The sequence below is a fragment of the Streptomyces sp. genome, from assembly GCF_036566765.1.
Lineage (GTDB): Bacteria > Actinomycetota > Actinomycetes > Streptomycetales > Streptomycetaceae > Streptomyces.
This window is the reverse complement of sequence record NZ_DATCVQ010000033.1, coordinates 1-12,233: the sequence shown is the minus strand read 5'-3', so window position 1 is coordinate 12,233 and position 12,233 is coordinate 1. Positions and strand designations below refer to the sequence as shown.

Below are 12,233 nucleotides of genomic sequence, written 5' to 3'. Positions count from 1 at the left end.
CGCCGAGTAGGGCGTCCATCGAACGGCCGCTCCGCACCTCGCCGCGGCCCAGCTCGTAGGCTGCGTCACCGGCGTCACCGCCTGTGGCGTTCCCGCTCGCGAGGTCCAGGTAGTGCCCCAGGGCGGTGCGGACGGCTCGGCGGATGGTGGCGCCCATGTGGCCCGAGAGGGCGTTGGCGTAGGGAGGGACCTCGTCGATGATCGCCTGGACGACCTCGTCGGCGGTGGTCTTCAGCGCGGCCCGCAGTGCTGTGACCGTCGTCTCGTCCAGGGCCAGTTCGCTGGCCCTCTGGATTGCATGGCTCACGTTTCTATTCCCTGCGAACAATTCAGCCAGCCAGATTTACGTCCTGTGGTCAGGACTTTACGCCTTGAGGCGCAGCAAGCTGGAGTCATGACGAGTGCAGCCCTCCGCAGCAGGGCGTGGAAACTGCTGGAGATGGTCACGACGCCGCTGTTGCCGTCGGACTACCTCGACCTGGTCAGCCCGCTGCGTGCGGGCGCTGACCTGCGTGGGCGCATCGAGGCCGTGCACCCCGAGACGGGTGACGCCGCGACTATCGTGATCAGGCCGGGACGGGGCTGGCGCGGCCACACAGCCGGTCAGTACGTGCGGATCGGGGTCGACGTCGACGGGGTGCGCCTGTGGCGTGCCTACTCCCTCACCTCGCCGACAAACCGCCAGGACGGCCGCGTCACGATCACCGTGAAGGCGATCCCGGACGGCAAGGTCAGTAACCACCTGGTCCGCAGGGCGAAACCGGGCACGCTGATCCAGCTCGACCAGCCGACCGGTGACTTCGTGCTGCCGCAGGCCAAGCCCGCCAAGGTGCTATATCTGACGGCCGGCAGCGGCATCACGCCCGTGATGGGCATGCTGCGCGACATCGAGTTCGACGACGTCGTCATGGTCCACTGCGCGCCACAGCCGCAAGACGTGATCTTCCGCAAGGAACTGCACGACCTGGTCGCGGAGAAGAAGCTGCGGCTCACCGAGGTGCACACCGACACAGACGGCATGCTCGACATCGCCCGTCTCGACGAACTCGTGCCCGACTGGGCCGAGCGCGAGACCTGGGCTTGCGGGCCCGCGGCCCTGCTCGACGCTGCCGACGAGCACTGGACCGAGCACGGCGTACAAGAGCGCCTGCACACCGAACGCTTCCGCCCCAGCATCGTCGTCGCCGGCGACGGCGGCGAGGTCACGTTCAGCGCCACCGGCAAGACCGTCGACGCGGACGGCGCCACGCCGTTGCTGGACATCGGCGAGGAGGCCGGCGTACTCATGCCCTCCGGGTGCCGCATGGGCATCTGCTTCGGCTGCATCACGCCGCTCAAGGCGGGCGCCGTCCGCGACCTGCGCACCGGCGAGATCACCGAGGCCGAACCGGGCGTCCTCATCCAGACCTGCGTGTCCGCCGCTGCGGGCCCCTGCGACATCGAACGGTAGGAGCGCCTTGACCGCCATCGACCCCACCGCCCACCTGACCGCGGAGCAGATCGAGGAGCTCGGCCGCGAGCTGGACGCGATCCGCGACGAGGTGATCGCCAGCCGCGGCGAGAAAGACGCCGCCTACATCCGTAAGGTCATCTCGGCGCAGCGCAAGCTCGAACTGGTCAGCAGGGGCGTGCTGCTGTTCTCGATCTTCCCGCCCGCGTGGCTGCTCGGCACCGCCGGGCTGTCCGTCGCGAAGATCATGGACAACATGGAGATCGGCCACAACATCCTGCACGGCCAGTGGGACTGGATGCGAGACCCGAAGATTCACTCCACCACCTGGGAGTGGGACCACGTCTCACCGTCCGAGCAGTGGAAGCACTCGCACAACGAGCTGCACCATACGTACACCAACGTGATCGGCAAGGACAACGACCTCGGCTACGGCATCATGCGCGTCGACGAGGACCAGAAGTGGCACCCGTTCCACCTCGGCCAGCCGCTGTGGAACTTCCTCAACGCCTGCTTCTTCGAGTACGGCATCGCAGCGTACGACCTGGAGCTCGGCAAGAACCTGCACAAGCGCCGCCGCAAGAACCCGGAGTTCCGCGCGCAGGCCAAGGCCGTGGGCCGCAAGATCCGCAAGCAGGTGCTCAAGGACTACGTGATCCACCCGCTGCTGTCGGGCCCGTCGTTCCTCACCACGCTCGCCGCCACGTTCACCGCGAACCTGGTCCGCAACATCTGGTCCCACTCGGTGATCATGTGCGGGCACTTCCCCGAGGGCGTGCAGGTCTTCGAGCGCCGGTCGATCAAGGGCGAGACGCGCGGCCAGTGGTACCTGCGCCAGATGATGGGCTCGGCGAACATCAGCGGCAGCAGGGCCATGCACTTCATGACCGGCAACCTGTCGCACCAGATCGAGCACCACCTGTTCCCGGACCTGCCGAGCAACCGGTACGCCGAGGTCGCGGTGAAGGTGCGCGCGCTGTTCGAAAAGTACGAGCTGGAGTACGTCACCGGGCCGCTGCCCAAGCAGGTGTTCTCCGCGTGGCGCAAGGTCTTCCGGCTCTCGCTGCCGAACAAGAAGCCCAAGGTCAAGACGCCGGACCGCGAGCAGGAGCTCGTCGCGGCCTGATTCCCGGTATTGGTTCAGATCTTTCGGCCGTACCGGCGGCACCGCCGGTTCGGTGAGATCCGTTGCGGACGGAGGGCGGCCGCGACATCAGACCGTACGACACGGGATCCGGTCCGCCCGGTGTCCGGGCTGCGCTCCCGTGAGCTGGTGCGTCGTGTCCTCATGGTGGCTGGGTGTGTCGCTGGGGGCGGTGTTCTGTGCGTGGGGTCGGGTGGGTGGGGTCGGGTTATGGGGTGGGTGGGGGTCGGGTGCCGGTGTTCCGTTCGGGTGGGTATTCGATCGGTTCGGGTTCCCAGTACCAATCTTCCCCTTGATGGACGGCCCGGCCGGGAACGGGGTTGGGTCCGCCGTCGCGGCCGGCGTGCCAGTGGATGAGGGCGATCACCGCGGTGAGGAAGAGGACCATGCCGAGGACGGCCCATGCTGCCGGGTCGCCTTCGGCGAGCCGTGGCCCGCCTGTGGTCCAGAGGTAGCGTCCGAACCGCCAGGCCGCCATCACCAGCACATACCCGAGCCCGAGGGCGAAGGGCAGGAGGACCAGCCCGATGCCCAGACAGCCTTTGTCCACGCTCCCGCGTCTCATCGCACCCCCCTTGTTGCCCCGCCCGCTGCTGGGTGTTGCCAGGGCGGGGCATACCCGGCCCGGGCGGGCCCGACACCGGGTGCCGACACGACTTGCATCGAGGCTGACGGGAGCCCGGCCGAGGGGGATTCACGGAAGTTGTGCCAGAGCCCGAAGTGGTGAACATCTGCTGCCCATTCTCGGGTTGCGGCTCACCTTCCGCGGAGGGCTGACTGAGTGTGATGTCAGTGGTGGTGAGGTGGGATGGCTGGACTCTGCTGCCGTGACCTGTTGGGAGTTCGCCTTGATGCCCGTGTACTCGTCTCTGACCCACGCTCTGGCCGAGGCTTTGGTCGATGTCCTGTGGTTCATCGAGGGCAGTGAAGGCGAGCAGATGGATCCGGACGACGCCGCCAAGGGCCTGGAGGGTGTCGCCCACCTGGTCAGCCAGCTGTCGAGCGACCAGCGGAGCGAATGGACCGACCTGCTCGGGACGATGGCCGAAGCCGAGTCCGACCCCGCGCGACGGGAGTTCCTGGAAGGGTTCCCGGAAGGCTTCGGCCTCGTTGATGATGCGGTCTGACCTGTGCTTCACGAGTAGAGCAGGACGCGCTTGCGCAGGAGACGAAAGCCGGCCTGGCCGAACATCTGGCGTTTGAGCATCTTGATCCGCTTGACGTGGCCTTCGACGACCCCAGAACTCCAGGGCGGGTGCCTCGACTTCCGCCCGAAGGAGTACTGGAAGCCGGGAACCGAGGCCTCGGAAAGTTGCCTGGAATTGGCCCGTACCGGGTGCGGTGAAGCCGAACGAGACGATCGTGTCGGTGCCGACGTTGGAGCGGTTCTCCGACTTGAAGGCTCACCCGACAACCGTCGCTCAACGCGCACGCTCCACGGAAAGTGAGCCAGGCCCGTTCCCCTGTACAAAGCCGGCGCGCCCGTCGGGGATCCGCCGAAGTCCCGTCTGTAGAGGCCTGACTCAGGTGCCGGGGGTGCAGCTGGCCAGCTGCACCCCCGGCACCCTTTGCGGTGGGGGAGTAGTCGGCCGAGGACGTGCACGTGTGGGGCGCGTCGGGTCGGGTCTCTGGAGTGGCCACAGACGGACCCCGTCGACCCTGGCACACGTCGCGTCGTCACATGGCGCCCGCCCTCTGCATGATCCGGCAGGAGTCCTTGTCTCTCTGATCCAGACGTGCGGATCATGACCATCCCAGCAGGGCATTCGGGCGGTTCCAATACCCGACTCCACCATTAGCGGTCTTCGCCGAGGACGTCGTCGGCCACTACCAGCGCTACTGAACTTGATTGGGTGATGTCGGAGCTTTTCGCCTGACAGCGGCACCACGGCTTCGGTAGCTGTTGGGCGTGAGATACGCGCAGGGCGGTGGGTTGACCGATGCAGGGAGGGCCGCGCGGGAGCGGATCCGGTTGCAGGCCGTGGGACGCTTCGAGGGCGGTGAGAAGAACCGGGAGATCGCCGCTGCCCTGCGGGTCAGTGAGCGGTCGGTGGAGCGGTGGCGACGCCAGTGGCGAGAGCGCGGTGAGGCCGGGGTCCTGCCGAAGGGATCGCCGGGGCGACCGAGGCTGGGGCCGGCCCAGGTGGAAGCTTTGGAGCGGGAGTTGGAGCGCGGGCCGCTGGTCCATGGCTGGGCGGACCAGCGGTGGACGCTGGCGCGGGTGAAGACGCTGATCGGCCGTTTGTTCCACGTGTCGTACACGGTTGAGGGCACGTGGCGGCTGCTGAAGCGGCATGGCTGGTCGTGGCAGCAGCCTGCACGTCGGGCAATCGAGCGCGACGACGCGGCGGTGGAGCTGTGGAAGAGGGAGGTCTGGCCGCGGGTAAGAGCACCGTGGCGGCCTGCAACGGCTGGATTGTCTTCGAGGACGAAGCCGGCCAGTCGATGACGCCGCCGCGTGCCACGACCTGGGGGCGGGTCGGCCATACGCCCGTTGTCCGAGTTCGCGGTCGGGGCTCCGGACGGGTGTCTATGGCAGGCATGGTCTGCTACAGACCCGGCGAACGTTCCCGACTGATCTACCGGATCCGTGAGTACCGGGGCCGCACGGACGAACCGAAGGGCTTCGGCTGGCAGGACTTCCGCGACCTGATCGTCCGCGCCTGCATCCAGCTCGGCGGTCCGATTGTGCTGGTCTGGGACAACGTCCGTCTTCACCTCACGAAGCCCCTGCGGGAGTTCATCGAGGCGAACACCGACTGGCTCACCGTGTTCCAGCTGCCCACCTACGCCCCAGATCTGAACCCACAGGAGGGCATCTGGTCGCTGGTCAAGCGCGACATCGGCAACCTTGCCGCAGCTGACCTAAGCCAGATCACACGGGCATTGAAGCGCCGGCTCAAACAGATCCAGTACCGCCGGGACCTACTCGACGGCTGTCTCGCCAGCACCGGCCTGATCACGGACGGCTGACTGACGGGTCCCAATCACGTTCAGCGGCCAGCTTCCTGAGGATGTGCCCGGGACGTTGAGGCCCGCGCTGCCCCATCGGTGGAGGCATTCAGCGTGGTCAGAAAATCCCTTGCTCCCCGGTCCGCCTGCTTGGTGGGATGCAGGGGCTTCGACGGTGGGAGGGGACAGCTTGGCGGTGTTCGGGTGTGCGGGCTGCGGTGCGGTCCTGACGGCGGTGGTGTCGGAGGTGGCGTTGCCGATCCACCTGGCCGATACCCACTGGGAGAGGCTGTACCCGCCCCTGCTGGAGGCCGGGTCCTATGCCGTCGACCCCGCGCCGTACGGGCCGCCGTGGCAGCAGTGGGACGAGGTCGGGGCACGCGAGGCGGCAAAGCGGGGGCGCTTCGCGCGGTACGGCGCCCTGTCCAACGGACCGTCGGACACCGTTCTCCTCTCGCCCGGCGACATGCGCGGCACGCGGCTGATCCTCGAGCGGGCCGGGGGCTACTGCATGGGGATCGACGGGAGGGACGGGCCGAACCTTGCCTGCCTGGGCTGCGATCTTCCGGTCGGAACGAGGATGGACGACTGCGGGTGCTGGCAGGTCGTCCGGCTCCTCCCACAGGCGGTGGTGCGGCTGCCCGGACCGCCGGAGCGGCCGGTCATGGGCTGGGCGGAGCTGCTGGCCACCGGCGCGTTGTGGCACCGGCTGAGCGAGTACCGGGACATCCCGGCGGGCGTGGCTCTCGCCCAAGTGGTGGTGGCCGCAGGAGGCGCCCCGGTTGAGGTGGCACCCGGGCCGGTCGCTGAGCTCCTCGGCCGGGCACTCGGCGCTCTGCTGCCCGCCGGGGAAGGTGCGAAGCGGCTGGACCTGGCGGGACCGGGGTTCGGCGAGCCGACCACGGACCTGGTGCTGGTGCCGGTCCATCCGCAGACCGGAGACGTGTGGCAGCCGCGCACCGGGGCGATGCCGGTACCTGTGGATGCCGCGCTCTGGGCCGAGCTGGCCTTCCCGCCGCACCGCACCCGGCTGCCTGTGGTCGGCGGGCTGCCGGCAGGCGTGGAGCGGGACGACCCGCTGCCGCCGCACGCGTGGTACCCGTTCCAGCCGTCCAGGGAGGCGTTCCGGTACACGCTCGCGCGGATTCCCGCCGTCAGGGAACCGTGGCTGCGGGCGATCTACGAGCGAGGATGCTGACCCGTCAGAGGCGTTGGGTTCGACGTAGACGGCGTAGTCATAGACCGAGTCGCAGCTGGGACCAGAACTGGCCACACGTGGCTGACCGACATCACACATTCAACGTCAGTACCTTGACCATCGGCGTTCCCAGCGGCCCGAGGGCGAATACGGCGACGTCACCGCCGAGGAATGGGCCGAGTTCGAAGAACACTTCGACAAACGGAAGGTCGAGCTCGGCAACTGCGCTCGCCCCTACGGGACACCCTGCCGCCACGAGCACGCCCCGTTGACTGAACGAACCACGTTGATTGTGCAGTTCAGGGCGCAGGTGGGGTTGTTGCCCAGTACGGTCTGCGGTCGTGATGAACGATCGTGTGCCCGAGCGGGATCTGTCGAGTTTGGCCGTTCCTCGGTGGGGTCGGCTGGTGGAGACCGGCGACCGGTACGAGCCCTAGCGGCTCGTCGGCGCCGACGGCGCGGCCGTGACACCGGTCGCGGCGTTCTTCCAGGAGTTGCTCGCTGCCGGGAAGGCGGCGGCGACCGTCCGCTCCTATGGCATGGACCTGCTGCGGTGGTGGCGGTTCCTGCGCGCGGTTGAGGTGTCGTGGGATCGAGCGACGCGCGTGGACGCTCGGGATTTCAGCTGCTGGATCCAGCTGACGGTCAAGCCGCGAGCGACCGCGGCCAGGCGACGGCCAGCCCGTATCGTCGGCGCCCCGAATCCGGTGACCGGGAAAACGAGCCCTGGGCTCGGCTATGCCCCGTCGACCGTCGCTCACAGCGAGACGGTATTGCGCAGGTTCTATGACCTGCACCGTGATGCCGGATCTGGGCCGCTGCTCAACCCGTTCCCGCTGGACTTGGCGCGTCGTGCCGGCCGCGCGCACGCACACCACAACCCGATGGACGCCTGGGCGCCGGAGCGGACGGGCCGCTATCGGCCCACGGTTCCGCGCCGGATTCCGCGCTCGATCCCGGATGAGTGGTTCAACACGCTGTTCGCGGCGCTGCCGTCGAACCGGGACCGGGCCATGATCGCGTTTTGGATCTCCAGCGGTGTCCGGGCCTCGGAGCTGATCGGCGTCCGGCAGTGCGACGTGGACCCAGGGCAGCAGCTGATCAGCGTTGTGCGGAAGGGCTCCCGGGCACGGCAGCAGGTGCCGGCCTCGGCGGATGCGTTCGTGTGGCTGCGGCTCTACGAGCAGGAGCTGCACGGGCTGGTGCCGCGGGGCCGGACGCTGCCAGTGTGGTGGACGCTGCGGCGTCCGTTTCAGCCGCTGACCTATCACGGCGCCCACCGCATGTTCGAGCGGGTAAACGCCACCTTCGGTGCGGACTGGACCCTTCACGACCTTCGTCACAGCGCTGCCGCCCGCATGGTGCGCGACCCGGCGCTGACGCTGACCGACGCCCAGTGGGTCCTCGGACACGCGCATCTGACCACGACCGAGATCTACCTCGCGCCGCGCCAGGAAGAAGTCGTGGCCGAGGTGCTGGCCCACCACGCCCGGCAGGCAGACCGGCACGCCGAGCCAGTGCCGCCGCCCCCGGCACCCGGCTACGACCCGCAAGCCTTGGACGTGCTGTTCGGGCGGTCATCATGACCATCACCACGAAGCACTCGACGCGCCGACAACTGCAGACCGCAAATGCAACAGCCGAACAGGCCCGGGCACGGAACAACGTACTGCGGGAACGGTTTCCGCCCCGCGCCGCGGAAGCGTGGTGGCCGGTGACAGCGCAGTCGGCGGATATGGTGCTGCATCGGCTGACGGCGCCACCGTTCTTGCCGGCAGCCAACGCCACCCGGGCCGGACGACGGCGCGGGGTCGCCAAACTTCTGCGCTGGCTGTCCGGCCTCCCAGGGGATACCTGGCAGCAGCGATGGAAAGCCAGCCGCGCCGAGGAGATCCCCGGCGCGGACTGGACAGACCTCCCGCTGCGCTTCCTGCGCCAGAGTGGACCGTCGCCGTCGTATGAGCGCCTCCGGGCTACTGATGCTGGTCTGCGGCGACGTCATCCGTCCCGACCTGGCCTGGATGCTCACCCGTACCCACAAGCACCTGGCCCACGTCATGGCCGAGGTCCGCGACCCCGAAGGGTTTGCAAGGCTGGCAAAGCTGGCCGAGACCGGGCCAACCAGCGCCCGAGGCGACGCCACCATCGCGGCGACTCGGATCGCGATGCTCCTGGCCTGCAAGGGCGGGACGATCGCGAGCATCACTGTCGGCGACTGCGTGGAGCTGGTCGACGCCTTGCGTCGGGTCCATGTCCGTGGGGGTCAGCGCAAAGTCGACTTCTACCTTCGGCTGCGGGTCTTGGGAGTCTTCCCTGAGGACGCCCCGGCCACGATCCGAGCCTTCGGGCTTGCCGCCGGCCGACTGAGCATCGAAGAACTCGTGGATCGCTATCCGATCCGATGCCGCCCGATCCGTAACCTGATCGTGGACTACCTGCGCGAACGGCAGCCGTCGCTGGATTACACCAGCCTGGACGCGGTGTCCCGGACGCTGGCCGGGCTGTTCTGGACCCGGATCGAAGCGCTCTCACCAGACATCGACTCCCTGCGGCTGCCACCAGCACTGGCCCGCGCCTGGAAGACGGACATCGCCACCAAGAAGCGCACCACGACCGCTCCAGACGGCACCGCCGTCGAGGTCGCCAGCCCCAGGCTGAACGCCAAAGACGAGCTCATCCGCGTCCGCGCCTTCTATCTCGACATCGCCCATTGGGCTGCGGAAGAGCCGGCCCGCTGGGCGCCATGGGTAGTGCCCTGCCCCATCAGCGACGAGGAGATCAGCAAGGCCAAAGACCGCAAACACCGCAAGGCCCGGATGGATCAGCGCACCCGCGAACGGCTACCCCTCCTGCCGGTGCTGACCGAGACCGTCGACCGCAGGCGACGCGCCGCAGCCGAACTACTTGCCGCCGCCGAGCACACCCCGCCCGGAGACCTGATCCCCGACACCTCCGGAACTTTGCGCAGAGCCGTCGCGCCCAAGGCCGCCGGGCACCTGACCTGGGCCGAGGAGACCTCGACCGGGCGGCGGCGGAACCTCACCCACGAGGAGACCGAAGCCTTCTGGGCCTTCGCCGCGATCGAGGTCCTACGCCTGACCGGCATCCGCAACGAGGAGCTCCTGGAGCTGACCCACCACAGCATCACCGAATACCGGCTCCCCAGCACCGGCGAAGTCGTGCCCCTGCTACAGGTCGCACCTTCCAAGACCGACAGCGAACGGCTTCTGCTCGTCAGCCCGGAACTGGCGGATGTCCTCTCCAGGATCATCCGCCGCCTGCAAGGAAGCAGCCGTGCGATCCCGCTGGTGACCTCCTACGACGTCCACGAGCGGGTCTGGCACCCGCCGATGCCGCTGCTGTTCCAGCGCGATATCGGCACCGAGCACCGCGCTTTCACCCCGACCGCGCTCCGCAAGCTTCTGATTAACGCGCTGGCCGCCACCGGGCTGACCGACGCCGCCGGCGAACCGCTCGTCTTCTCCCCGCACGACTTCCGCAGGATCTTCGTGACCGACGCCATCATGAACGGTCTGCCACCGCACATCGCCCAAGTGCTCTGCGGGCATCGGAGTCTTGATACGACGATGGGCTACAAGGCGATCTACCCAGCCGAGACCATCGAGGCCCACCGCGCCTTCATCGCCCGTCGCCGGGCCAGTCGGCCCAGCGAAGAGTATCGGACGCCGACCGAGGAGGAATGGGACGCTTTTCTCGCGCACTTCGAGAAGCGCAAGGTCTCCATTGGCACCTGCGGTCGCGCCTTTTCAAGCCCTTGTGTTCATGAACACGCTTGCGTTCGTTGCTCGCTTCTCCGGCCGGACCCGGCCCAGCGCGGCCGGTTGGAGGAGATCCACGACAACCTCGTCGCTCGCATCGCCGAGGCCGAGCGCGAAGGCTGGCTCGGTGAGGTTGAGGGGCTTCGTGTCAGCTTGGCCGGTGCCAAAGACAAGCTCGCCCAGGTCGACGCACTAGCCGAGAGACATCGGCTGCGGTCCAGCTCGGCATGCCGGGCTTCAGCCGGTCCGGAGGAATCGCTGAGACGCCGAAACCAACGTCATGATCGAAGCCAGAGATGAGCGAAGACGAGGATCAAAACGGAGTCGACAGCCCAGCCTCGCGCAGCTGAGAGAGGGCTGTGGACATGCACTGCTGCACCGTCCTCCCATCAGCACGCATGCCATGCTCCAAGGGACCGCCGCTGGCTGCGAACGTCCACGCCGGCGCGCTATCAGCCCCCCTCTCGGCGTCAATCCTGATCATGGCATTCACGCCCTGCTCACCCAGCCATTCCAGGATGAGGAGTGTCACGTCCTCGATGCCACCATCCTGGTCGTTCTTTGGCCAGCGGCCCTGGTTTCCTGTCATTGCCCAGACTCTACCGAGGGGTCCGAAGCAGTCGGCGTCCAGCGGTCAGGCCGGGAGGATCAGCGCCTGGTTTCCATTCTGGCGAAGAGTTCAGCGCACTCGCTGGCGAAAGAACAGAGTTGGTCTACGACCTGCCGGTACTCCTGCGGATCCCGCACCATGTTCGACGTGGCATCGGTCCACTGCTGCCACAGGCCACCGGCGGCAAGGTATCGGGATGCTCGCTCGGTCCCAAGGACGGCATCGAGGTGAAGCAGTGTGCTGAGGGCAAAGGTCTGGTCGTAGACGAGGTCGGGTTGAGGCAAGTAGCGATCAAGGTATCTGCAGACCAGATCGGCGTCCGCGCTGGTGCCGAAAGCGGCAAGGGCGATGCAGTAGGACCCGCCGTAGGGGCCTCCGCTGGCCAGCAAGAGTTCGCCGATACGGCTGCGGAACTCGGTCCTGCCAGCTATAACAACCAGCCAAGAGGCAGTCTTACGCTCTCGCCAACCGCCTTCGAAAAGGATGCCGAGCTCAGCGGGAGTGATCTCCCCGGCAGCCTCGACCAGCTCCCTCATGAAAAGGTCGCGCTCAGGCCCGCTCAACCGCAGCGAGCTTCCACCCAGCCGCAGGTACCGCCGGCCGGGCGTGACGAATCGTCGGACCAGGTCCATGAGCTCGGGGTCGGTGCTGGCATAGCGCATGGCTGCATCCTTGCCCGGCGAGGACCCAGCTGCCAACGATTTACACAGATCCTCGAGTAGCGATCGCTAGTTCAGAGAAGCCTGCATCCGCTGCCCCGTCCTCCAGGTCAACCCCAATGTGACCACGCGGCGCGGACCGTGGCTGCCGGGCGGAGTGTCGTCCCGCACCCGCTCAGCAAACGTCGTGTGAGTGCGGACGGACAGGGCGTCGGGCGGCCGCCTGCTGCCAGGCTGCCGAGCCCGCCGGCCCAGGGACTTGGGAAAAGGGTTCCTACGCTTTGGGCGGGTGGTGGGTCTGGGAGCGGCGGATAAGGCGTCGTTCGGGGATGTCGGCCGGTGCGGCCGGTGTGCCCGGTGCTGGGGCTTCCTGTGGTGGGGCGAGGCGGGGGCCGTAGCGTTTGGCCAGGGGGTCCGCGGTGAGGCCGTGGGCGAGGACGC

11 protein-coding genes are annotated in these 12,233 nt (G+C 67.8%); 7 read left to right on the top strand and 4 right to left on the bottom strand.

Features of this window, described 5'->3' with window-relative positions; all coding sequences use genetic code 11:
• Nucleotides 1-307 (bottom strand): RsbRD N-terminal domain-containing protein (locus VIU94_RS01695; protein ID WP_524540618.1); only part of this gene is annotated, 307 nt, incomplete at its 3' end.
• Nucleotides 308-394: 87 nt separating this feature from the next.
• On the opposite strand from VIU94_RS01695, the gene VIU94_RS01690 reads away from it, so the two are divergent.
• A complete protein-coding gene (locus VIU94_RS01690; protein WP_331906720.1) occupies nucleotides 395-1,450 on the top strand; it encodes a ferredoxin reductase in 1,056 nt (351 codons plus the stop codon).
• 7 nt (nucleotides 1,451-1,457) lie between these two features.
• A complete protein-coding gene (locus VIU94_RS01685) occupies nucleotides 1,458-2,576 on the top strand; it encodes a fatty acid desaturase family protein (RefSeq protein WP_331906718.1) in 1,119 nt (372 codons plus the stop codon).
• Between the two features lie 226 nt (nucleotides 2,577-2,802).
• On the opposite strand, the gene VIU94_RS01680 is transcribed toward VIU94_RS01685, so the two are convergent.
• Nucleotides 2,803-3,159, bottom strand: coding sequence for a hypothetical protein (locus VIU94_RS01680; protein WP_331906716.1), 357 nt, complete (start codon nucleotides 3,157-3,159; stop codon nucleotides 2,803-2,805).
• Nucleotides 3,160-3,397: 238 nt separating this feature from the next.
• On the opposite strand from VIU94_RS01680, the gene VIU94_RS01675 reads away from it, so the two are divergent.
• From VIU94_RS01675 to VIU94_RS01650, 5 genes are all read left to right on the top strand, one after another.
• Nucleotides 3,398-3,721, top strand: a complete 324-nt coding sequence (locus tag VIU94_RS01675) for a hypothetical protein (protein WP_331906715.1) — start codon at nucleotides 3,398-3,400, stop codon at nucleotides 3,719-3,721.
• A 782-nt stretch (nucleotides 3,722-4,503) separates the two neighbouring features.
• Nucleotides 4,504-5,567 (top strand): IS630 family transposase gene (locus VIU94_RS44875; RefSeq protein WP_422664584.1). Its coding sequence is split into 2 segments (ribosomal slippage): nucleotides 4,504-4,951 and nucleotides 4,951-5,567, totalling 1,065 coding nucleotides; the frame shifts between segments, so codons are not numbered across the junction.
• 169 nt (nucleotides 5,568-5,736) lie between these two features.
• Complete coding sequence (locus tag VIU94_RS01660; protein ID WP_524540617.1) at nucleotides 5,737-6,744, top strand: hypothetical protein; 1,008 nt, start codon at nucleotides 5,737-5,739, stop codon at nucleotides 6,742-6,744.
• Nucleotides 6,745-7,208: 464 nt separating this feature from the next.
• A complete protein-coding gene (locus VIU94_RS01655; RefSeq protein ID WP_331906711.1) occupies nucleotides 7,209-8,330 on the top strand; it encodes a tyrosine-type recombinase/integrase in 1,122 nt (373 codons plus the stop codon).
• A gap of 372 nt (nucleotides 8,331-8,702) precedes the next feature.
• The gene (locus VIU94_RS01650) at nucleotides 8,703-10,823 is read left to right on the top strand and encodes a tyrosine-type recombinase/integrase (protein WP_331906709.1); all 2,121 of its coding nucleotides are present in this window, start codon (nucleotides 8,703-8,705) and stop codon (nucleotides 10,821-10,823) included.
• Nucleotides 10,824-10,836: 13 nt separating this feature from the next.
• On the opposite strand, the gene VIU94_RS01645 is transcribed toward VIU94_RS01650, so the two are convergent.
• Nucleotides 10,837-11,112: a hypothetical protein gene (locus VIU94_RS01645; RefSeq protein ID WP_331906707.1), complete on the bottom strand. Its 276-nt coding sequence runs from the start codon at nucleotides 11,110-11,112 to the stop codon at nucleotides 10,837-10,839.
• Nucleotides 11,113-11,171: 59 nt separating this feature from the next.
• Complete coding sequence (locus VIU94_RS01640; RefSeq protein ID WP_331906705.1) at nucleotides 11,172-11,795, bottom strand: DUF6000 family protein; 624 nt, start codon at nucleotides 11,793-11,795, stop codon at nucleotides 11,172-11,174.
• Nucleotides 11,796-12,233: the final 438 nt, after the last annotated feature.